This is a genomic window from Ralstonia sp. UBA689 (assembly GCF_002298975.1).
Taxonomy (GTDB): domain Bacteria; phylum Pseudomonadota; class Gammaproteobacteria; order Burkholderiales; family Burkholderiaceae; genus Ralstonia.
Genome location: NZ_DBMV01000011.1, coordinates 45746 through 67659 on the forward strand (window position 1 = coordinate 45746; position 21914 = coordinate 67659).

Annotated in this window: 17 protein-coding genes; 9 read left to right on the plus strand and 8 right to left on the minus strand. The window is 65.4% G+C overall.

From position 1 onward, the window contains the following. Positions 1–12 precede the first annotated feature (12 nt). Together B4F51_RS05840 and B4F51_RS05845 are read right to left on the minus strand one after the other, a co-directional pair. Positions 13–2136 carry a cation:proton antiporter gene (locus B4F51_RS05840; RefSeq protein ID WP_296224352.1) on the minus strand — a complete coding sequence of 708 codons (2124 nt, stop codon included), beginning with the start codon at positions 2134–2136 and terminating at the stop codon, positions 13–15. Next, positions 2136–3233, minus strand: coding sequence for an oxidoreductase (locus tag B4F51_RS05845; protein ID WP_296224145.1), 1098 nt, complete (start codon positions 3231–3233; stop codon positions 2136–2138). Before B4F51_RS05845 ends, B4F51_RS05840 begins: the two co-directional genes overlap by 1 nt. Positions 3234–3483: 250 nt before the next feature. Here B4F51_RS05845 and B4F51_RS05850 point away from each other — a divergent pair, with 250 nt between their 5' ends. The 6 genes from B4F51_RS05850 to B4F51_RS05875 all read left to right on the plus strand — a co-directional run bounded on the left by B4F51_RS05850 (position 3484) and on the right by B4F51_RS05875 (position 8590). Then, entirely contained in the window at positions 3484–5622 is a 2139-nt protein-coding gene (locus B4F51_RS05850; protein ID WP_296224146.1) for a TonB-dependent receptor, read from the plus strand. A 51-nt stretch (positions 5623–5673) separates the two neighbouring features. Continuing rightward, positions 5674–6216 (plus strand): spermidine N1-acetyltransferase, encoded by a 543-nt coding sequence (gene speG / locus B4F51_RS05855; RefSeq protein ID WP_296224147.1) that lies wholly within the window; start codon positions 5674–5676, stop codon positions 6214–6216. 171 nt (positions 6217–6387) lie between these two features. After that, positions 6388–6921: a phage tail protein gene (locus tag B4F51_RS05860; protein ID WP_296224148.1), complete on the plus strand. Its 534-nt coding sequence runs from the start codon at positions 6388–6390 to the stop codon at positions 6919–6921. 25 nt (positions 6922–6946) lie between these two features. Then, positions 6947–7480, plus strand: coding sequence for a phage tail protein (locus B4F51_RS05865; protein ID WP_296224149.1), 534 nt, complete (start codon positions 6947–6949; stop codon positions 7478–7480). A gap of 16 nt (positions 7481–7496) precedes the next feature. Next, a complete protein-coding gene (locus B4F51_RS05870) occupies positions 7497–8033 on the plus strand; it encodes a phage tail protein (RefSeq protein WP_296224150.1) in 537 nt (178 codons plus the stop codon). Beyond that, the gene (locus B4F51_RS05875; RefSeq protein ID WP_296224151.1) at positions 8033–8590 is read left to right on the plus strand and encodes a GNAT family N-acetyltransferase; all 558 of its coding nucleotides are present in this window, start codon (positions 8033–8035) and stop codon (positions 8588–8590) included. The genes B4F51_RS05870 and B4F51_RS05875 overlap by 1 nt, the downstream gene beginning before the upstream one ends. Here B4F51_RS05875 and B4F51_RS05880 read toward each other — a convergent pair. The 3 genes from B4F51_RS05880 to B4F51_RS05890 form a co-directional block, all read right to left on the minus strand. Beyond that, complete coding sequence (locus B4F51_RS05880; protein ID WP_296224152.1) at positions 8572–8865, minus strand: DUF6916 family protein; 294 nt, start codon at positions 8863–8865, stop codon at positions 8572–8574. The genes B4F51_RS05875 and B4F51_RS05880 overlap by 19 nt on opposite strands. Positions 8866–8882: 17 nt before the next feature. Then, positions 8883–12620, minus strand: coding sequence for a putative Ig domain-containing protein (locus B4F51_RS05885; protein ID WP_296224153.1), 3738 nt, complete (start codon positions 12618–12620; stop codon positions 8883–8885). An 886-nt stretch (positions 12621–13506) separates the two neighbouring features. Then, the gene (locus tag B4F51_RS05890; RefSeq protein ID WP_296224154.1) at positions 13507–14211 is read right to left on the minus strand and encodes an ArsR/SmtB family transcription factor; all 705 of its coding nucleotides are present in this window, start codon (positions 14209–14211) and stop codon (positions 13507–13509) included. Between the two features lie 100 nt (positions 14212–14311). Between B4F51_RS05890 and B4F51_RS05895 the strand changes: the two genes are divergently transcribed. The 3 genes from B4F51_RS05895 to B4F51_RS05905 all read left to right on the plus strand — a co-directional run bounded on the left by B4F51_RS05895 (position 14312) and on the right by B4F51_RS05905 (position 17149). Beyond that, on the plus strand, positions 14312–15463 hold the full coding sequence (locus B4F51_RS05895; protein ID WP_296224155.1) for a cytochrome P450: 1152 nt from the start codon (positions 14312–14314) through the stop codon (positions 15461–15463). Between the two features lie 35 nt (positions 15464–15498). Continuing rightward, positions 15499–15843 carry an antibiotic biosynthesis monooxygenase family protein gene (locus B4F51_RS05900; protein ID WP_296224156.1) on the plus strand — a complete coding sequence of 115 codons (345 nt, stop codon included), beginning with the start codon at positions 15499–15501 and terminating at the stop codon, positions 15841–15843. 139 nt (positions 15844–15982) lie between these two features. Beyond that, entirely contained in the window at positions 15983–17149 is a 1167-nt protein-coding gene (locus B4F51_RS05905; RefSeq protein WP_296224157.1) for a Gfo/Idh/MocA family protein, read from the plus strand. Between the two features lie 51 nt (positions 17150–17200). Here B4F51_RS05905 and B4F51_RS05910 read toward each other — a convergent pair whose 3' ends face one another. The 3 genes from B4F51_RS05910 to B4F51_RS05920 all read right to left on the minus strand — a co-directional run bounded on the left by B4F51_RS05910 (position 17201) and on the right by B4F51_RS05920 (position 21839). Further along, positions 17201–17488, minus strand: a complete 288-nt coding sequence (locus B4F51_RS05910) for a hypothetical protein (RefSeq protein ID WP_296224158.1) — start codon at positions 17486–17488, stop codon at positions 17201–17203. 154 nt (positions 17489–17642) lie between these two features. Beyond that, entirely contained in the window at positions 17643–20888 is a 3246-nt protein-coding gene (locus B4F51_RS05915; protein WP_296224159.1) for a bifunctional cytochrome P450/NADPH--P450 reductase, read from the minus strand. Between the two features lie 156 nt (positions 20889–21044). Continuing rightward, entirely contained in the window at positions 21045–21839 is a 795-nt protein-coding gene (locus B4F51_RS05920; RefSeq protein WP_296224160.1) for a DUF2968 domain-containing protein, read from the minus strand. Between the last annotated feature and the right edge of the window lie 75 nt (positions 21840–21914).

Consider the following 21914-nt stretch of genomic DNA (forward strand, 5'->3'; position numbering starts at 1 on the left):
TGCCGACTTACTTTACTGCGGGGGGTGTGCCTGCGCGGCCGGCACCCGCAGCGATGCCTCCAGCGACGGCCTCGGCAGTGCGGCCGTCCACGCCCGGCGGATCACCGCGCTGATCTGCTTGTAGACCTCTTTCGAAATCACCGTCTCGGCCAGCATCGTGTCGATCTTGCTCTGCCCGATGGAGAGCGCGAACAGCAGCAGCAGGCGCTTTTCCAGCGCGGCGCTGTAATCGCCGAACTTCTCGCGCAGCTCGGCCAGACCTTCTTCCGCGGCTTCGATCCGCACGATCAGCACACCATCGAGCAGGTCCGCCATGCGCTCGCCCAGCACCGGCTGTAATGACGCACGGTTGTAGTCCCGCAGGCGTTCCAGCACGGTCTGGCGGCAGACCAGCAGCTCGAAGCGATCGGCCACCGCGTTGGCCAGCGGCCGGTCGATGTGCCCAACGCGGTGCAGCCAAACTGCGGCGCGATAGCCGACGTGCTTGGCAAGAATCCGGTGTGCGGCGCGCTTGTAGCCCAGGCGCCCTTCCGTGCGCGCCGCATCGATCATGTCGGCGGTATTGCGCATCATCGCGTCAAGGTTGCGGATGGAGATCAGGCCATTGCCGTATTCGGGAATCAGCTCACGCTCGCGCGTGGCCAGGGCAACCAGGCCGATGGTCAGGCGCTCGCGCTCGGACAGGGCATCTTCGAGGTTCAACTCGGCGGCGCCAGCGGCCACCTCGAGCCGATACGTCGCCACTGCCTGATCGGCCGCGCCTGCTGCAAAGTGAAAGTGCCCGCCAATGCGGCGCATGATCGCTTCCACTTCTTCTGTCGACATGCTCAGCGCCTGCCGCTGCAGCGCCTGCTCTTGCGCAGAGAGCTGATCGAGCCCGAGTTGACGCATCACCCAGCGCAGCGTCGCGCCGTTGAACAGCACGCTCACCAGCACAAAACCGGTGGCGAGGATGGTGACGAAATGGCGGTCGGCGGCGTGCACGGCGTGGTTCTCGGACACACCCAGCGCCAGCACCAGCGTAACGGCGCCGCGCAGGCCGCCCCACGCAATCGCCAGCTTGTAGGCATGACTGACCGGCGTGGAAAACTTGACCCACGCCAGCGCCGGCAGCAGGCCGAACAGCACGGCCAGGCGTGCCGCCAGCGCGGCTACCACGATCACCGCCAGCCACAGCGCGTCTTTCCACACCACGCCGTGCAGCAACTCCGGCACACGCACGGCAGCCAGCAAAAAGACCACCGCCCCCGCCAGCGCGGCAATCTGTTCCCAGATCAGTTGCAGGTGGGTCCAGTTGCGCGGCGCCAGGCGCGTGCGGCCCAGCGCGCCGATCACCAGCCCAGCGCACACCACCGACACCACGCCCGACACGCCGAGCATGTTTTCCGCCAGGAGGTACAGCGGATACGGCAGCGCGAGCGTCCATGCGGCTTCCGCCTGCGCAATGCCGCGCAGCGCCGGCAGCAGGAATGCTGCGATACGCCCCGCAACGAGCCCGAACACCACGCCGCCGCCAAAGGCTTTGGCCAGCTCGCGCAGGCCACCGCCGACGGTTGCATCGGTACCGTGGCCCGTCAGCATGGCGAGCAGCACGCCCATGATGGCAATGGCCGCCGCATCGTTGAGCAGCGCCTCGCCTTCCACCAGCCGGATCAGCCGCGCCGGCGCGCCCACGTCGCGGAAGACGGCGATTACGGCAGACGGGTCGGTGGTGGCGATCATCGCCCCCAGCAGCAGGCATGTGACGATGCCGAACGGCGCGACCGTCGCCGCGGCCAGGCCAATCACGCCGGTGGCCACGAACACCGCCACGATGGCCAGCATCAGGATGGGCGCGGCATCTGGCGCCATGCTGCGCACATCCACCGACAGCGCTGCCTGGAACAACAGCGGCGGCAGAAACAACCAGAGATACGCCTCGGCCGGCCAGCTCGGGTCAATGAGCGGCTCAAAGAAGGTGGCCGCAAACGCCGGCGCCGTGTTCTGCAAGCCGACATACGCACCGCCAATGCCAATGCCGGCCAATGCCAGCAGTGTCGATTCCGGCAGCGTCAGGCGCGAGGCCAGCATCTGCACCAGCGCCACCACGGCGAGCAGGCCACCGGCCACCAGCAACAGGATCACCACACCATTCATCAGGCGGTCTCCCGCGTGGCGAGCCACTGCGCGTGCTCGGAGTCGGTCAGGTCCGGCACAACGGCTGCGCCGGTTTCGGCGGCGGCCCTGGCGGCTTCTAGCACCGCCATCACCGCCACGGCTTGGGCGGGCGGGACGGGGTTGGCGCGCGCCCCGTGGATGGCGTCGCGCACGGCGGCGTAATAGGCGCGCTGATCGCCTGCGGGGGTGGCGATGTCAGTTGCAGCGGAGGTTGCGCCGTCGATCAGGACACCCGCATCGTCATCGGCACCCCAGCCCGGCGCGCCGGGCGCCATGCCGGCCAGCAGTTGCGCCTCTTGCTGATCCATGCGGCGCTTGATGAAAGAACCGCGCGTGCCGTGCACGGTCCAGCGTGGCGTACCGCCCGCCACCAGCATGCTCGCGTGCAGGATGGCGCGGCGCTCGCCGAAGTGCAGGACGACATGCGCCCAATCGGGCGCTTGCGCACCCGCGCGCTGGCGCGCGAACGAAGCGCTGACGGCATCGGGCAGGCCGAGCAGCAGCAGCGCCGGATCGATCAGGTGCGGGCCGAGATCGAACCAGATACCAGTGCCTTGCCCTGCTTGCTCGCGCCAACGCGCGCGCACCTGCGGGCGGAAGCGGTCGAAATGCGCCTCCACGTGCATGGCTTCGCCGATGGCACCGCTGGCAAGCGCAGCCCGCACTGCCAGGAAATCGCTGTCCCAGCGGCGGTTCTGGAAGACCGAGAGCAAGCGGCCCGTCTGGCGCGCCACGTGTGCCAGGTGCCGCGCCTCGGCCAAGGTGACGGTAAAGGGCTTGTCCACGACGACGTGCTTGCCGGCGCGCAGCGCGGCTTCGGCCAGCGAGGCGTGGCGGTCATTGGGCGCGGCAATGACGACGAGGTGCGCATCCGCATGCGTGGCCGCCGCCTCAGGCGCACAGACCACGGCGTCAGGCCGGTCCGCATGCACGGCGTCAGGTCGGTTGGAGCCAACCACGTGCAGGCACAGGCCCGGCGTAGCGTCGATCAAGGTGGCATGAAACAGCTTGCCGGCATAGCCGTAGCCCACCAGGGCAACGCGCAGGGGCAGCGGGTAATGTGATGAAAGCGACATATCGGAAAAAGCAGGAAGCCGTCAGGTCAGACGCACCAAGCGCAACTTGGTGCCGGAATTCCGCAATCGTGCCGTGAAAAGTTGCCGATTCTCGCATCGGCAAACGTTGCATGCCGTCAAAAGCGTGACTTAACACTCTTGTTAATAGGAATTGTTCTCATTATTATTTGCACCTTCACAGATTGAAGGCTCCGCACACGACGGCGCCCTCCCCGCATCAACCGGGTCTTTTCACTTTACGGGAACTGCAATGCCGCCGAAACGCTTGTGCCTATCTCTGGCCGTCCTTGGAACCCTGCCGTTTGCGCATGTCGCGAATGCGGCGGACACCACCAACACCGTTGCAACCGCCGATGCCGGCACGCTGCCGACATCCACCGTCAAGGGTACGCGCAACAACAGCAGCTACGACACGCCCATCGCCAACACGGCCACGAAGATTCCCGTGCCGCTGCGCGAGATTCCGCAGTCGGTCAACGTCGTGCCGCACGCGGTGATCCAGGACCAGGGCGCGCTGTCGATCAACGACACGCTGCGCAACGTGCCGGGCGTGTCAGCTTCGCTGGGCGACGCACAGCGCGACCAGGTCACCATCCGCGGCTTCTCGTCGATCAACGACCAGTACGTCGACGGCCTGCGCGATGATTCGCTCTACTTCCGTGACCTGTCGAACATCGACCGCATCGAAGTCCTCAAAGGCCCGGCTGCCGTGCTGTACGGGCGCGGCTCGTCGGGCGGCATCATCAACCGCGTGACCAAGAAGCCGCTGGCGACACCGCTGGCCGAAGTGGGCGTGCTGGTCGGCACCGAGCGTCAGAAGCGCGCCGAGTTCGACCTGAACACCTCCATCAACGACGACGCCGTCCGCGCCCGCCTGACCGGCGCGGTGGAAGACTCCGGCGGTTTTCGCAACGACTACTTCCTGCGCCGCCAGGCGATCTCGCCGTCGTTCCTGTTCAACCTGTCGCCCGACACCAAGCTGACGGTGCAGTTCGACTACCTGCACGACAAGCGCATTGCCGACCAGGGCGTGCCGTCGTACCACGGCCGCCCAGTGAATGTGCCGATCGAAACGCGCTACGGTTCGGCCGATGCCGGCGCGGGCAATGTCGAATCCACCGTCAAGAGCGTCACCGGCACGCTGGACCACCGTTTCAACGACAAGTGGTCGTTCCATAGCGTGGTGCGCAACTACGAGTACTCGCTGGGCCGCAACAACTACACGACCGTGCGCAGCGTCAACGACGGCCCGATCCCGACTGTCACGCTCGCCGTCAACCAGCGCAACCGCAGCGACCGCGGCACGCTGTGGCAGAACGAGCTGACGCAGAAGGCCGAGACCTGGGGCATCCAGCACACGCTGCTGTACGGCATCGAGCTGGGTTACCAGGACAAGAGCGACCGCGTGGCTGGAGTTTCGTGCCCCGCTACCACCTGCACGTACAACCTGTTCAATCCGACATTGCAGGTGTTGCCGACCGTACCCGGCAACGCAGTGCCGACCAACTACGGCCTCTCGCACAACGAAACGTACGCCGCATACGTGCAGGACCTGATCAAGTTCTCGCCGCAATGGACGGTGCTGGCCGGCCTGCGCCACGAAATCCTCAAGCAGAGCCGCGACGACCTCACGTCAAAGAACCAGGATCTGTCACGCACCGACAAGCCGGTCAGCCCGCGTCTGGGTGTGGTGTATCACCCGATCGAGCCGCTGTCGCTGTATGCGTCGTACAGCCGCTCGTTCCAACCGCTGGCCGACAGCTTCACGTTCTTTGCCAACAGCGGCGCGCTGGCACCGCAATCGACCACCAACTACGAAATCGGCGCCAAGTATGATCTGTCGGCCGGTGCCAGCGTGACGGCCGCGCTGTTCGACATGAAGCAGACCAACCTGACGGCGGCCGACCCGGTCACGCTGCTGGGCGTGCCCATCGGCACGCAGCGCACGCGCGGGCTGGAGCTGTCGTTCACGGGCGAGATTGCCAAGACGTGGTCGCTGATGGCGAGCTATGCCTACCTGAACGGCCGCCTGGAAAACCCGAACGACCGCAGCGGCGGCGTGGCCGTCAACGGCAATCAGCCGTCGCTCACGCCGCGGCATAGCGGCTCGCTGTGGCTCAAGCACGATCTGCCCAACGGCTTCTACGTGGCCGGCGGTGTGCGTGCGGAGGCTTCGCGCTACGCATCGCAGTACAACCTGACGACGCTGCCGGGCTACATGACCGTCGACCTGGGCGCCGGCTACCGCAGCAAGAACGTCGACGTGACGCTCAACCTGCAGAACCTGTTCAACCGCGCCTATTACGTCTCGGCCCACGGCGGCGCCGAGAACTACAACATGCCGGGCGCGCCGCGCATGGCCTTGCTCGGTGTGCGATACAAGATGTAAGGCAGACGCGGTACGTTATCGGCCACGCTGCACATTGAAAGGACGAACACCATGGTGGTTGAAAAATCCCGCGATCTTTCCCTTCGCCCACTGGAGCGCGACGACCTGCGCTTCGTGCACGAGTTGAACAACGACGCGAAGATCATGCGCTACTGGTTCGAAGAACCGTACGAGACCTTCACCGAGTTGTCACAACTGTATGACCGCCACGTGCACGACCAGCGCGAGCGTCGCTTCATCTGCGAGAACAGCGCCGGAGAGGCCGTCGGCCTGGTCGAGCTGATGGAGTTGAACACCATCCACCGGCGTGGTGAGTTTCAGATCATCATCGCGCCCGGCTGGCAGGGCCGCGGCTACGCATCCACGGCTACGCGCCTGGCGATCGACTACGCCTTCATGGTGCTGAACCTGCACAAGCTGTATCTCGTGGTCGACGTGAAGAACGAGAAGGCGGTCCACATCTACGAGAAATGCGGCTTCCAGCGCGAAGGCGAATTGATCGAAGAATTCTTCAGCAACGGCGCGTATCACAACGCGCTGCGCATGTGCGCGTTCCAGCGGGACTACGTGGCACAGGCGGCCCCCCGCCAGTAGACCGGCAGCCAACCGGAAGTGCGGGCGGCCATGCCGCCCTGCCGTATTGCGACGGCGGTGGTTCCGCCGCCGCTGGCTGAAAGGCGCCCCTCTCCCCCCCTCGTTTTTGCGCTTTACAAAGGGCATCCCCGGTGCAATAACTTTTAAAACAACCTCAACGAGGGGGACGCCGTGGCCGAATACTTTCTCGGGCAAGTCATGCTCACTGGTTTCGGTTTTGCGCAGCGCGGTTTTGCCCTATGCAATGGGCAGTTGATGGCGATCAATCAGAACACGGCGCTTTTCTCCCTGCTCGGAACGCAATTCGGAGGAGACGGAAGAAGCACCTTTGGATTGCCGGACTTACGCGGGCGAACGCCGATCGGTGCGGGCCCCTCTGCCGATCCGCAATGGCAGCCAGCGCCTTACCAAGTGGGCACGCAGGCTGGCGCGGAGACCGTGACCTTGACCCAGGCACAGTTGCCCGCGCACTTGCATAGCTTGAACGCCACGACAGTAGCGGGCAATCGACGCGCCCCGATCGGCTCGATCTACGGGTCGTTCGCAAACGAAGCGTTATATGCAGGCACCAACCCCTCTCTGGTGCCGCTCAATCCCGCGCAATTGCAGAATGCCGGCGCAAGTCAGGCACACAGCAACATGCAGCCGTTTCGCACAATCAATTTCAACATCGCGCTGACGGGCGTTTATCCGAGCCGCGGCTGATTCCACACCTCTGCGAGAAAGACATATGAGCGCTCCATACGTCGGTGAAATCCGCCTGTTCGCCTTTCCGCGCATTCCCGTCGGTTGGCTGCCGTGTGACGGCAGCACCGTGCCGATATCCAGTTATGAGGTGCTGTATTCCCTGCTGGGCACCACGTACGGCGGCAACGGCACCTCCAATTTCGCCGTACCCGACCTGCGTGGCCAGTTGCCGTTGCATCAAGGTACCGGGATTGGGCTGACGCCTCGCCCGCTTGGCTCCCTCGGCGGCACCGAGACCGTCACGCTTACCGCCGCACAAATGCCGCAACACACGCACACGGTCAACGCAACGGCGAATGCTGCAAACACCAACGCACCGGGCTCCGGCGTGGTGCCAGGCTCGCTGGGCAGCACGGATACGATGTACGCGTCGACCCTCACCGGGGCCACCAGCTTTGCGATGGCAAGCAACGCGGTCTCCAGCGCGGGCGGCAACCTGCCACACGACAACACCATGCCGACGCTCACGGTTTCGTATTGCATTGCCTACGAAGGCATATTCCCTTCGCAAAACTGAACCTTGAGGAGGCGCCATGACTCAGCCATTTCTCGGCGAGATCCAGTTGTTCGGCTTCAACTATGCGCCGTACGGCTGGGCGCTGTGCAACGGCACACAGATGTCCGTTTCGCAAAACACCGCGCTGTTCAGCCTGATTGGCACGCTGTACGGCGGCAACGGCCAGACGACGTTTCAACTCCCCAATTTCTGCGCGCGTGCCGGATGCAGCCAGGGACAGGGCCTGGGGCTCTCGTCGCGCACGGCCGGCGAGTCCTTTGGCGAAGCCGCCATCACGCTGCTCAGCAGCGAAATGCCAGCGCATACGCACAGCATGTTGCTGTATGGCCAACCGACCCAGACGGTGCGCAGCGGTACGCCATCCGCGAACGACGCGATGCTTTCACCGTTGCATGCAGAACCGTTTCCGCCCGCCGGCACCGCACCTAACACGACCTTCTCGCCCACCATGCTTGGCGTGACCGGACAAAGCTTGCCACACGAAAACCAGCAGCCGTTGCTGGCCATGAACTACTGCATCTCGCTGAACGGCGATTTCCCTCGGTTCAGTTGATGCTGGTCCTGCCCAGTTTCCCGGCGCCGTGCACGGCTGCGGCCGCGTACCCGGTGCCGGTGACACGCGATCTGCAACTGCGCCCCTGCTCCCAGCCCGACTTGCCGTTCCTGCGCCTGCTGTACGGCGAGCTGCGCGCGTCCGAACTCGACCAGACAGGCTGGCCCATCGAGGCCAGAGCGGCGTTCCTCGACAGTCAGTTCTCCTTGCAGCATCGGCACTTCATCAGCTATTACGCCGCAGCCGATTTCTGGATGGTGGAACACCACGGAACAGCAATCGGACGCTATTACCTGTTGCGCGATCCCGATCACTTCCTGGTCGTCGATATCGCGGTGCTCCCACACTGGCGCGGGCGCGGCATTGGCAGCACGCTGCTGACGTGGGCTCAGGCGCAGGCCACCGGAGCCGGTGCCCACGGAATCGATCTGCATGTGGAAGTGGGCAACGTGGATGCGCACCGCCTCTACACGCGACTCGGTTTTATCGAAACCGCACGCGAAGTGCCTTACATCCGGATGCACTGGCCGGCGCGCGTTCAGTTGAACACGGCCTGATACAGAAAGCCCTCTTGATTGCGCGCGATCGGCACCAGAAAGATGCCGAACTCGCCCAGGCCATCGTGCCGCATCGGATAAATGCGCTGAGGAAACACAATGGCTGCGCTGTTGTGAAAGACCAGCGAGAACGGCGCGCGCACCATGCCGGCAACGGCCGGTGCGGGCAGCGGACGCGCCTCGACCAGCATGAAGGGCGTACCGCCGTCGCCCACCTCCACGCGGAAGGTTTCATTGAGGTGCGGGGCAAAATCGTCCAAGGTCAGGAAGCGCATGTCGGATGCCCTGAGAATCAGAAAGACGTCGAGAACCAGAACCGCACGCCCTGCTGGAACATGTTCACTCCAACGAGCACGCTGTAGTCCAGCCCGAAGAGCATGGCGCCGGTGCTGAGTTTCGCCCCGACGCCGAGTTGCCCCCGATTGCTGCCAAACGGCGTTCCGGTCACGTAGTAAGCCGGGCCGGACGCAGTCAGATCCGCATACGCCAGGCCAGCCTCGCTTTGCCGCGTGAAGTCGTGCTGATACTCGATCCGCGCATACGGCATCAGCACGCCCCACCGCGTCGGCTGCGTGTACTCGGTACGCAACCCCAAGGTGCCGGATACCGTGTTGACGGTCTGCCCAAAATACGTCAGCGCATAATTGCCCGCGCCGCTCTCGGTGAAGGTACGCAGCGACGCGCTGGACACGGCGAAGCGGCCATAGGGCGAGACCAGCCATGCCTTGTCACGGTGCTCGTACCCGGTCGTCACAGATGCAAACGCCTGCGTCCCGTTGCGGCTGCCGAGTGCAAAATCACCTGCTGCGCCAACCCACCGCCGCGAATCGAAGTTGAGCGTGCCGTAACCGGCAACGCCATCGATGAAAAAGGTCGGCAGAGGCCGGTAACTTCCGTAGAGCGCGAAGTTATAGCTGTCGCCCGTGCTTCTGGTGCCGTCGGCGCCGATGTCGGTGGAATCGTGGCCATAGCCGACGCCAGCCCCGACCGTGACGCGGTCCGATAGGCGATAGTCCGCTCCGAGCGTGACACCTCCGGTGGTGAAGCGGAATCCTGAGCGCTGCGTCCCCGCCCGGTTGAAACCGAAATCGATGAGGCCAGCGGTCCAGAACGCCAGATCCGCATCGCCAGCGGCCGACGGATCTGGCGCATCCGGCTTTGCCCCGTCCGCACGGTTGTTGCCGGCGAGCAATGGTCCGCCTTGCGCCTTGCCCTGCGTGAGACACGGCTCCGTTTTTGCAAACGCGCCCTGGCAACGCGGGTTGCCTTCGTCGGCCGGCCGATTGGGCATGGCAACGGAAATGCCATTCGAAAAACGCGTTCGCCCCGTGCCGTGGAGGTTTTCAAGACGCTGTCCGTAGTTGGCCATCTGCGCTTCGGCAAACCGCCGGGCTGCCTGGATCTGCGCGTTGATCAAGCCGACGACGTCGGGATCGGTCGACGGATCGGGCCGCGCGGCAACGATCACGCTGAGGATCGCCGGGTTGGACGCACCGGACGCATTGCTCAAGGTATAGGTGATGACCGCCGTGCCCGCGAACGCAGCAGCCGGAACGAACTGGATGCTGTACGCGCCGGAACCAGCCGAAGCGGTCTTGAGCGCCTGCGCGGACGCGGGGGCAGACGACGCAAGGATCGTGGCCGACCCTGCCGAAGCCGGCGCCACCGAGAGGATCGCCGCCCCGGTATACGGGGCGCCGGTTGCGCCGTCGGTGATATCGACCGTCGCCGTACTCATCGCCGCGACGGTAATCTGGCGCTGCGTCGGGACAACCGGCACAGGCGCCATATTGACCGTCATCGTGTAGCTCTGCGTGGCTGCAGCGTTTTTTGCATCCCTGGCCTGCACGGTGAAGGTGAAACTGCCGCTCGCTGTTGGCGTACCGGAAAGCGCGCCGCCACCGGCTAACGTCAGCCCGGCCGGCAGACTGCCCGCGCTGATCGTGAACGCGTAGGGTGTCGTGCCGCCGCTGGCGCTGATCGTCTGGCTGTAGGACGATCCGACGGTGCCCGCGGGCAGGCTTGCCGTGTTGATGCCAACCCCTGCTGCCACGGCGAGGACATAGCTCTGCGTAGCCGTCGCGTTATTCACGTCCTTGACTTGCACGGTAACGCTGAAGCTGCCGGCCGCCGTCGGTGTGCCGGACAGCACGCCACCGCTGGAGAGGCTCAGGCCCGCCGGCAGGCTGCCCGACGACACGCTGAACGTATAGGGCGCAGTGCCTCCGCCAATGCCGATCGTCTGGCTGTACGCCACGCCGACCTCGCCATTGCCCAGACTCGTCGTGGTGATGCCGAGTCCCGCCGCCACCGTGACGGTATAGCTCTGCGTGGCCGTGATGTTGTTCACGTCCTTGACCTGGACGGTGAAGGTGGAGCTGCCGCCCGCCGAGGGCGTGCCCGACAGCACGCCACCGCTGGAGAGGCTCAGGCCCGCCGGCAGGCTGCCCGACGACACGCTGAACGTATAGGGCGTGGTGCCGCCGCTGGCGCTGATGGTTTGGCTGTACGCGACACCAACCTCGCCACCGGGAAGGCTGGCCGTACTGATGCTCGGTGCGGCCGTGATGCTGACGGTATAGCTTTGCGTGGCCGTGATGTTGTTCGCATCCTTGACCTGGACGCTGAAGCTGAAGCTGCCGGCCGCCGTCGGCGTGCCGGACAACACGCCGCCGCTAGAGAGGCTCAGCCCAGTCGGCAGCGTGCCCGACGACACGCTGAACATATAGGGCGTCGTGCCCCCGCTGGCGCTGATCGTCTGGCTGTACGCCATCCCGATCTCGCCGTTGGGAACGCTTGCCGTACTGACGCTCGGCGTTGCCGCGACGATGACGGTGTAGCCACGCGACGTGGTGCTGCTGTTCGCGTCGGTGACCTGCACGGTGAAGCTGAAGCTACCGCTGGCCGTTGGCGTGCCAGACAGCACACCCCCGCTGGAAAAGCTCAGCCCCGTCGGCAAGATGCCCGACGACACGCTAAACGTATAGGGCGTCGTGCCCCCGCTAGCGCTGATCGTCTGGCTGTAAGCGACGCCGACCTCGCCGCTGGCAAGACTTGCGGTGCCGATGCTCGGTCCTGCAGCGACGGTGACCGTATAGCTATGCGTCCCGGTATTGCTGTTCACGTCCGTGACCTGCACGGTAAAGCTGAAGCTGCCAGTGGTCGTCGGCGTGCCGGACAGCACCCCACCGCTGGAGAGACTCAGGCCCGTCGGCAAGGTACCCGACGACACGTTGAACGTATAAGGAGCGGTGCCGTTACTGACGCTAATCGTCTGGCTGTAGGACGCACCCACCTCGCCGTTGACGAGGCTGCTGGTGGTGATCGTCGGCGAGGACGGTGTCACCGTCAGCGTGTAACTGTGGCCGCCGGTCGCCGGCCCCGTGCCGGTCGTGCTGTCGGTCGCGGTGATCGTAAAGGTAAACGTGCCGGATGCCGTGGGCGTGCCAGACAGCGTGCCGCTGCTGCTCAGGGCCACGCCGCTCGGAAGACTGCCGCTCGTGACCGCATAGGTATAGGGCGACGTCCCGCCGCTGGCCGTGACGGTCTGGCTATAGCTGCTGTTTTGCGTGGCAGACGGCAGCGTCGATGGCGACAGCGAGATGGTTGGCGCAGCGACCGTGAAACCGAAATAGGTTCGGGTGGCCGTGTTGCTGCTGGCGTCGGTCACCCGCACGGTGAACGCATAGGAGCCGCTGGCGGTCGGCGTGCCAGAAATCACACCGCCGCTGGAGAGACTCAGACCCGCCGGCAGCGAGCCAGACGAAATCACGAACGTATAAGGTGCAGTGCCGCCGCTGGCACTGATTGTCTGGCTGTACGCCGTCGCCACCGTCGCAGCCGGCAGACTGCTCGTGGTGATACTCAGCGCCGCCGCGATGGTGACCGTGACGGTGTGGTTGGCGCCAAAGAAGTCCTGCCACACGAACGAGTCGCTGGTGGCACTGTCGCCATTGTTGGTATAGGTGATGTACTGATCGTTAGGGTCCTGCGTGACTGTGCCGTGGGAGGGGGGCGTCGGTAAGAACAAGCTACCGTTGGTACCCTGACTACTCGTGCAAGGGAAGGTATCGAACGTGGACGCGCCGCCCGATACCACTGCGATACTGCTCGGGCAACCCGCCGCATGCGCTGCAAGCGGCGCATAACCGAAACTGAGCAAGCACAACAGCAGCAACGCACGCAAAAAGGCACTGAGGCGGGCCACATACGCGCGCGGCCCTCCGCTTGAGCGGAATCCCCCTCGCCTCCTGCTGTTGCATTGCGACAATGCATATCGCTCCGGAGCATCTGGCTGCCCTACGGCCATCCCCGCGCCGGCCGCCGACCCGCGCATCTCCCGCGATTGCCCCATTTTCTTTTCTCTTTATTGAGTCAGCCACATCGCGTCGCGCGGCCTGAAAAACGGGCCGCGACATACGACACCCCCCTGCGGATTCGGCGGCATGCGCATGCATTAGCAATGGCATGCCGGCAAACAATCATCCGGTGATTATTCTTCAGCGTCAATTCCAGAAAATCACATTCAACCCACAACTTGGATTCAGGATGGTTATACAAGACCGACGATAGCCGCCCTCGGCTAATGCTCGTATTAGTAAATTCGGCTGATGGGGATGTCAGCAATCTTCCGCTGGCCGGCCACTGGAACCTGGCGCCCCACTGCGCATAAGAACTGGCGCCGCTCTTGGCACTCCCAGGCGAGAGAAAACCAGAGACAGCATCAAATGATCGCACTTGAGCATCGGCTAGCGCATTGCGCCCTTAGCACAAAGGATGCAACTTACGACTTCCAGATTAATACCGGAAGCACCAAATTTGAGTTCACCGCGGAGGGAAAACCCTGATTCAAGCCGCGCAACACTGATTTTAAGAAAAATTAATTCCTAATTAAAGAATCTGATAATCATCAGGGTTTATTCACCCGCCAGCCAATCCCGCAAACCGGCCTCCCCCGCAACCGTCATCGTCAACGCACGCGAGTGCTTCTGCCGCGCCAGCCACCCCAGCGCAATGCAGCGCTCGGCAACGGCAGCACCCAGCGCGCCTGCCAAGTGCGGACGGCGTTCGCTCCAATCCATGCAGCCGTACGCAAAGCGACGGCGGCCCTCGCGCAGGGCCAACACGTCGATGCCGATGGCGGCGAAAGCGCGCTCGCCTGCGGGCGTGACGTCGTACTCGGCATGGGTGTCACCGGGCTGGGTGATCCAGCCATGTGCCAGCAGCTTTGCAGAAACGTCGGTACCCAGTTCTCCGGCCAGGTGGTCATAGCAGAGCCGCGCCGCGCGCAGGTTCTCGGGCACGGTCGAGCGGCGCGGATCGGCCGGTTTCTCGGGCGCGACCACCATCAATGATTCGATCATCTCCGCCACCGCCGGCGAACGCAGACCGAAATATTTGTAGCGCCCGCTGGCCAGCGAGGTCACCAACGCATCCGCCTCCAACCGGCGCAAGTGCGCACTGGCAGTCGCGGGTTCGACGCCCGCGCCGTAAGCCAGCTCCTTGGCGGTCAGCGAACGGCCCTCCATCAGGAGCAGCAGCATGCGGATGCGTGTCGGATCGCCGATGGTGGCGGCCACCCGCCCGATATCAGGTTGCGTGGCTGGGGACGATGCGGTCATGGTTCGATGCAGACCAAACTGTTGGTGCGTGACAGGTGTGGGGCCAGTCCAGACAATAGGGGCCATCTTACTCCCGCGCTCCACCGCGCTGATTGCCATCATGGACATCGCCCCCGCCCGGCTTGCTGCCCCGCCTGCCGATCCGCTGCAAGCCATCCTGCACGCCGATCCAGCACCGTATTACGCTGGGCTCGCAGCCACACGGCCCATCTTCTTCGATGCCGCTCTCGGCTGGTGGGTCGCCGCCAGCGCCGATGTGGTGGATGCCGTACTCGGCAGCACCGCATGCCGGGTCCGCCCCGTCGATGAGCCCGTGCCAAAGGCGGTAGCCGCGTCGCCCACAGGCGCCTTCTTCAGCCGACTCGTACGCCAGATCGATGGGCCAGACCACGGCGCACGCAAGGCCACCGTGATGGCCGCACTGGGCCGGCTCGATATCTCCGCGCTGGCCGCCCGCGCGCATCGGCAGGCATATGCAGCGCTGCCCGATACCGCGTCGCTCGATGCTGCGCTGGGCGCCGATGCGCACTTCCGCGTACCGCTGGCCACCATCGCGCAGACACTGCTGGCCGACCATGCCGACACGCAAGCCTGCCAGACAGACATCGCTGCTTATCTGGCCGCGCTCGGGCCTGGCGCAAGTCCATCGGCCGTTGAACACGCGGATGCCGCCGTCGGCCGCTTGCAGCAGCGCTTCGCGGGCTCGCGGCTCGCCACGGGCGAAGACGCCGCCGAAATCAGCAACCTCGCCGCCCTGCTCGCCCAAACGTACGACGCCTGCGCCGGGTTGCTCGGCAACTGCATCGTCACGCTGTCACGGCATCCGGAGCTCATCGAGCGCCTGCGCGCGCAGTCGGAGGCCGTCGAGCCGTTCGTGCGTGAAGTCCTGCGTCGGGATGCACCAGTGCAGAACACGCGCCGCTTTGTCGCCCACGATACCGAAGTCCTCGGGCAGCCCGTGCGCGCCGGCGACCGCATTCTCGTGCTGCTGGCCGCAGCGAATGTGGATGCCGCAGTCAACCCCGATCCGCTGCGCTTCGATATCGACCGCACCCGGCCGCGCCTGTGGACATTCGGCGCCGGCGTACACCGCTGCCCAGCCGAAACCCTGGCAGTCGTCATCGCGCGCGAAACGGTGCAGCATCTGCTGAATCTGCACGGCGCCCCACGCTGGTTCGCCCGCCTTGGCGAGACAACCGAGGTGACATACCGCCCATCGCCCAATGCACGTATCCCGGTGTTTTCAGCCTGACATTCCAAGACCAAGACCCCAGCAGGAACCCCGCCATGATCGCCGTCATCTTTGAAGTCGTGCCCGCCCCGGGCCAGCGCGACGCCTACCTCAACCTGGCCGCACATCTGAAGCCGCTGCTCGAACAGATCGACGGGTTCATCTCCGTGGAACGATTCCAGAGCATCACCAATCCGGACAAGATGCTCTCGCTGTCGTTCTTTCGCGATGAAGAGGCCATCAAGGCCTGGCGCAACCTGGAGCAACACCGCAGTGCCCAGCACTTCGGCCGCGAAAAGGCATTCGCCGACTATCGCCTGCGCATCGCTCACGTGGTGCGCGACTACGGCCTGAACGAGCGCGATCAGGCCCCCAGCGACAGCCGGGCCGCGCACACCTGAGCCGCCCGCCAAGCCCGATCTGACGCCCTTTGCCTGGTACAGGCACCTCATTTGCTACCTCGTTGCAGAGCCCGCCCGTGACCGAGCGCCGCCCCATGGCGCTCGCACACCCGTGCGCAACGATTGCAAAGGAGTTGTCATGTCTACCGCTTCCCATGAAGCCGAACGCACACCGCCATTTACCGCCGCGGTTGCGGCGCAACGCGCCCCGCACAACCCGGTGCGCTATGCCGTGGTGGGCGCCGGCTGGATCTCTCAGGCAGCCTTCCTGCCAGGCGTGGCGCACAGCAGCAACTCCGTCGTCACCGCGCTGCTGACGGGCGACGCGGTCAAGGCTGCCGCACTGGGCGCGCGCTATGGCATCGAGCACGTCCACAGCTATGCGGACTACGAGCACCTGCTCGGCTCCGGCGAGATCGACGCCATCTACCTCGCCCTGCCCAACGACATGCGCCGGCAGTACGCCCTGCCTGCGCTGCAACGCGGCATCCATGTCCTGCTTGAGAAACCCATGGCCACCAGCGAGGCCGATTGCGAAGCCATGATCGAAGCCGCCCAGCAGGGCAACGCCAAGTTGATGATCGCCTACCGCCTGCATTTCGAGCCGGCCACGTTGGCCGCCATCGAACTCGTGCGCTCGGGCAAGCTGGGGCGCGTGCGCTCGTTCTCGGCCATGTTCAGCCAGTCGGTGGCGCCGTCCAACCACCGCGCCAACCACGGCTACTGGGCCGGCCCTGTGTCCGACATGGGGGTGTATCCGATCAACGCCGTGCGCAATCTCTTTGGCGAGGAGCCGGTAGAAGTGGCGGCCGTCGGCGTGCGCGATCCGCACCTGCCCTTCAATTTTGACGACACGGTTTGCGTGACGCTGCGCTTTGCCGACCACCGCGTCGCGCAGTTCATCGTCAGCTACAGCAGCACAAACGTCGATCAGTACCGCATCGTCGGCACCAAGGGGGATCTGGAAGTGTCGCCAGGCTTTACGTTTGGCACGGGCCTGCGGCACCGGCTCACGCTGGGCGGCCAGGTGCATGAGCGCGCATTCGCGGCCACCAACCAGTTTGGCGGCGAGCTGCAGTATTTCTCCGACTGCATCCTGAACCACCGCGAGCCCGAACCCAATGGCGAGGAAGGCCTGGCCGACGTGCGCGTGCTGGCTGCCATTGAACGCGCGCTGGAGTCAGGGCAGCCGCAGAACCTCGGGCCGTTCCAGCGTCAGGGCCGCATGGAGGCAGCGCAGGCGCGCAAGCTGCCGGCCGTGCCTGCGCCGGAATTGGTCGAAACGGCCGAGCCGAGCATGGGTTGAAGCCAGAAGGAAACCTCGCCCGCACGAACGGCAGGCGCAGGAAAGGCCGAACTACAGCTTGATGCGCTGCACAGCGTCGCGCATGCGCAGGCGTGTAGAGACGTCGGAGTTGCTGTTGCTGCCGCCGTCGGTTTCCATGGCGTTATCGCAGCGCCATTCGGTGGCCTCGCCACGGTCGGTCAGCGCGCAGACGCGGTGGGTCCAGCGGTCCCACACGAACACGTCGCTGCCCGCCTCGCCGGAGAGCAGCGGCTCGAACCGGTACATCCACAAGTAACCGGCACCTATCAGGGTAAAAACCAGGATCGCCATCCAGGACGCTTTAATCGGGCGTCGCATTGTCATTTCTCCTCGCGAAACCCCGCGCCGGACGCGTCAGACAGTGCGTCGCCAGGACATAAGCGCGGTGCTTCGAGGGCAAATCGTAACATGCGGCGTGCCCGCCTCACCCCACCGCGACCCGCAATGCTGCGGCGCGACAACCACAGCCGGGTCAGTTGAAGACGTCTTGCCGATAACGCCCGGATTGCATCTGCAAGGTCAGCCAATCCGATGCGGTGGCCAGATCACTGCCGTGGCGCGCCTGGTGCATGCGGATGAGCGTATCGCGCACAGCCGGCGCCATGGCGCGGCCGTCGCCGCACACGTACAACGTGGCGCCTGCGTCGAAAGCGGCCCAGACAGCCTCGCGCGCCGCCCACAAGGCATCCTGCACGAAGCGGTGCGGATGACTGTCCACGCACGAGTACGCCGGGAAGACGCGCACCACGCCTGCGTCTTCCCAGTCGCGCAGCGTGTCGCGGTACAGGAAGTCGTGCTCGGGATGCCGGCAGCCGAAGCACAGAAGCGATGTTGCCACCACCTCGCCGGCTGCGTGCTGCGCGGCGCGCTCCTCCAGAAAGCCGCGGAACGGCGCGATGCCCGTACCCGCCCCGATCAGCACCATCGGCTTGCTCGCATCCGCATCCGGCGCGAACGGCGGGTTGGGCGTACGCACGGCGGCAGCGATCTCCGCTCCAGCCGGCAACCGCATCAGGTAATGCGACGCCGTACCGCGATACGTGCCGACGCCCGACCACGCCGGCCCCGACACCATTCCCACCGTCAGCGCCGCCACGCCCGGCGACACGCGCGCCGACGAGGCAATGGAATAGAAGCGCGGTCGCATCGCGCCCAGGCGCGCGAGAAAACCTTCGAGCGTCAGCTCGATGGCCGGAAAGCGGATCAGCAAGTCGAGCACACTCACGTGCGCGGCCTGGATGTCGTGATCAAAGCGCTGCGCGGCGGCCTCGCCTTCCAGCCACACCGCAAGCTGGCCGCGCGTGAAGGGGCAGCGCGTACCCGCCTGCAGCGCGGCGATGTCGCGCATGGTGGCCGTGTCCTGCAACTCGACGAAGTCGCGCAGCAACTGGCGCACCGACACCGGCTGGTTGAGCGGCAGGTGCCGCACATGGGCGTGGCGCGCGGTCAGCGTGACAAGCGCATCGCCCTCCAGGCCGAGCCGGGCGATGGCGGCGTCGACGCGGTCATCGGCATTGCGCGGATAGACGGCGAGGTGATCGCCGGTGGCATAGGTCACGCCATCGGGCAGTCGCACCGTCAGGTGACGCGTCGGACCGCGCGGCGCCTCACGGGCGAAGTCCCACAGGCCGGCCGGGTCGCTCACAAGCTCGTCGTTGGCGAACACGGTCATGGTGCGGGCGGCCGGCGGCAACGTGGGGGCGCGCACGACGTCGGGGGCGAGATAGTCGACATGCACGGCCAGATCGTCGCCTTGCGCCTGGCGGGCACCCAGGGCGCTCCACAGGCTGCGCGTCCAGGCGTCGACGGCGGCATCGAAACCGCCGTTGCCGTCGGCTTCGCCGCGCGGCACGATGGCCTGCGCGCCGGAGGCGATGAGCATGGCTTCCACCCGCTTGGGGAACGCATGGAATGCCGGCCACTGCGAGTTGCCGCAGCCGAGCACGGCATAGCGCAGTCCGGGGGCCTCCCGCGCCGGCACACCCCCACCGGCGGCATCGAGCCGCGCCTCCAGCGTACGGGCGCTGTCCGGCGCGCGGCCGTTGTAGGTAGCGGCCACCACGATCAGCGTGCCCTGCTGCGGCAACGCATCGGCAATCGCGTCGAGCGGCGCCACCTTGGCATCAAAGCCGGCGCGCGAGGCCGTGGCAGCGATCTGCTCCGCGATGTCCTGGCAGGTGCCGAGGCTGCCGCCATACAACACGTGCATGGGTTCGCCGCCACCTGTGAGCGCGGCTTCAGCATCGGTTTGCACAAGCGTATCGGCACGCGAGGGCACCGCCACGACAAGCCGCTCGCGCGCGTTGCGCAGCCGTGCGCGCAGGCGGAAGCCGTCGGGCTTGAGGGTCAGTGTTTCCTTGATACGGAAGCCGTAGTCATATGGATCGGACAACGCAAAGCGCTGCAGGATCACTGCCAGCGCCAGCTTGGCTTCGGTCAGCGCGAACTGGCGGCCGATGCACGCGCGCTCGCCATTGCCGAACGGCTTGTAGGCGTGCGGGTGCAGCTTCGCCTCGTTCTCGGGCAGGAAACGGTCGATGTCGAACACTTCGGGGCGATCCCACACGGCCGGGTCGCGGTGCAAGGCCATCAGCACGGTCACCACGCGCTGATCCTTGCGGATGGCGTAACGCCCGCCGATGCGCGTGTCCTCGTACGGCGCCACGCCAAAGCTCGGGGCGGTCGGCCACAGGCGCAGCGTTTCCTTCAGCACGCGCTCGATCACGTCGAGCTGTGCCAGGTGCGCATATTGCGGCACGGTCTCGCCCGGCAGCACGCGGTCGACTTCGGCATAAGCCTGCGCCAGCACGGCCGGGTGGCGCAGCAGCAGATACAGCGCGAAGGTCAGCAGCCCGCTCGTGGTTTCATGCCCGGCAATCAGGAAAGTGATGACCTGGAAGCGGATGTTGGTGTCGTCCAGCGGCATGTCCGTTACCGGATCGCGTGCGTTAAGCATCAGGCCCAGCAGATCGCTCGCGCCGACGCCGCCGTCCTGCGCCTGACGGCGCGCGCGGATCACCTCGTCCACCAGTTGGTGCATGGCGGCCACATCCCGCGCAAAGCGACGGTGATGCTCGCGCATGAACCGGTCTTTGAGCGGCAGCCGCGTGAGCTTGCCCATGGCCTCGGACAGCACGCCCACCATGGCCGCCAGGAACGGATGCAGTTCGGGCGTGGTGAACGAGTTGAAGCGGTATCCGAAGCCCGCCAGCGAAATGGTGTCGAGCGTGAGCCGTGTCATGTCATCGGCCACCGGAATGTCGGCGTCCGGCCCTTGGCGCGTCCATTTGTCGGCCAGGGCGTTGGCCACCTCCAGCATCACGTCGAAGTAGCCTTTCATGGCGCGCTGGCCGAAGGCGGGCAGCAGGATGCGGTGGGCTTTGCCCCAGTTGGGCTCGTCCTGATGGGCGGTGAAGAGCCCATCGCCCGCCCCCGCCCGGAGGAACGACAGCGGCGGGCCGATCAGCTTGCGAAAGCGTGTTTCGTCGCTCAGCTCGGCCACCAGGTCGGCGGAATAGACGAACGGCACCCGGCGGCCGGCGAAGTCGAGCTGATAGATCCCTTCGGGAAACAGCCGGCTGGTTTCCAGCAGCGTCTGGGCCAGGCGGTCTTTGGGCAATTGAAGCAGGTTGCCCAGCCACGGCAGGCCCTCGGGCTGCGGGATGGGCACCGCCGCTGCTGCGGAGGCATTGGCGGGCAACTCTGAGGCGGAGCGCATGCGCGGTCGACTGCGAAAATGGGTTGTCCGCCAATGTACGCGTCGTGTCGGCTGGCATCAAACGGCAACGCCGCGTTTGAATGCAGCCGCCTAGAAATGCATCGGGCGACCCGTAGGCCGCCCGATTGTGCGTGTGGGAGTGATGCGCTGCCCGGCTCAGCGATTGCGATGCGACGAATTGAACGGCGCGTTGACTTGCGACTCCAGCACGCGGATCTGGCGCTGCAACTCGTCCAGGCGAGCGCGGGCGGCACGGCGCTCCACGTCCAGCGTATCGGCTTCGGTGCGGGCAACCTTCTGGCGTTCCTGTGCCTGGGCCTGCTGCTGGCGCTGAATATCCAGATCCGTCCGCAGGCCACGCAGCTTGTCTTCCTGTGCGGCAATCAGGCGCTCGGCGCGTTCCTTCTGAGCTTCCAGGCGGATGCGCTGCAACTCCAGATCGGCCATCGAGCGCGTCTGCCGGGCGAAGTCGTTGTACAGGCGTTCAGCAAAAACCTCGTTGGTGGTCTTGATGACGCGCCAGAGGTCTTTCTGCTGGAACAGCGTCACGTAATACGTCAGGTCGCTCTGCGCAAACAGCAGGCTGGCGCCGTAGGCCCCGTTGTAGGTGGTGCGCAGCTCGGACAGCTCATGCGCCTGCATGCGGCGCTGAAGTTCCAGCACGGTACTGCCGGCGCCTGGGCTGGTTGCGGCCCCTTCAGTTCGTGCGATGCTGCCGGGGACGGCAGGCTTGCCGGCAGTTGCAGTGCCCTCGCCGACCGTGGCGGTCAATGCCGGCACCGGTGCGGCGGCGGCAATCGGCGCGATAGCGGTGGGTGGTGCAGCCGGGCTCTGTGCCACGACCGATGTGCAAGCGGCGGTGCCCCCCAAGGCTGCCACCGCGGCCGCGATGGCCAATCCCCTCTGAAACGCCTCTCTCGACCCTTTCCCTGACTGTTTTGTAGTTCTCATTTCGACCCTGTGGACTCTGCGCAGGTGTTGCAGCCGAAAACTATACGCGATCCGCCGCCCAAGTGGCATGCCGGG

Coding starts and splice junctions, on each gene's coding strand:
- B4F51_RS05840 (WP_296224352.1), bottom strand. CDS start 2,136: ATGAATGGTGTGGTGATCCTGTTGCTGGTGGCCGGTGGCCTGCTCGCC.
- B4F51_RS05845 (WP_296224145.1), bottom strand. CDS start 3,233: ATGTCGCTTTCATCACATTACCCGCTGCCCCTGCGCGTTGCCCTGGTG.
- B4F51_RS05850 (WP_296224146.1), top strand. CDS start 3,484: ATGCCGCCGAAACGCTTGTGCCTATCTCTGGCCGTCCTTGGAACCCTG.
- speG (WP_296224147.1), top strand. CDS start 5,674: ATGGTGGTTGAAAAATCCCGCGATCTTTCCCTTCGCCCACTGGAGCGC.
- B4F51_RS05865 (WP_296224149.1), top strand. CDS start 6,947: ATGAGCGCTCCATACGTCGGTGAAATCCGCCTGTTCGCCTTTCCGCGC.
- B4F51_RS05870 (WP_296224150.1), top strand. CDS start 7,497: ATGACTCAGCCATTTCTCGGCGAGATCCAGTTGTTCGGCTTCAACTAT.
- B4F51_RS05875 (WP_296224151.1), top strand. CDS start 8,033: ATGCTGGTCCTGCCCAGTTTCCCGGCGCCGTGCACGGCTGCGGCCGCG.
- B4F51_RS05880 (WP_296224152.1), bottom strand. CDS start 8,865: ATGCGCTTCCTGACCTTGGACGATTTTGCCCCGCACCTCAATGAAACC.
- B4F51_RS05890 (WP_296224154.1), bottom strand. CDS start 14,211: ATGACCGCATCGTCCCCAGCCACGCAACCTGATATCGGGCGGGTGGCC.
- B4F51_RS05895 (WP_296224155.1), top strand. CDS start 14,312: ATGGACATCGCCCCCGCCCGGCTTGCTGCCCCGCCTGCCGATCCGCTG.
- B4F51_RS05900 (WP_296224156.1), top strand. CDS start 15,499: ATGATCGCCGTCATCTTTGAAGTCGTGCCCGCCCCGGGCCAGCGCGAC.
- B4F51_RS05905 (WP_296224157.1), top strand. CDS start 15,983: ATGTCTACCGCTTCCCATGAAGCCGAACGCACACCGCCATTTACCGCC.
- B4F51_RS05910 (WP_296224158.1), bottom strand. CDS start 17,488: ATGCGACGCCCGATTAAAGCGTCCTGGATGGCGATCCTGGTTTTTACC.
- B4F51_RS05915 (WP_296224159.1), bottom strand. CDS start 20,888: ATGCGCTCCGCCTCAGAGTTGCCCGCCAATGCCTCCGCAGCAGCGGCG.
- B4F51_RS05920 (WP_296224160.1), bottom strand. CDS start 21,839: ATGAGAACTACAAAACAGTCAGGGAAAGGGTCGAGAGAGGCGTTTCAG.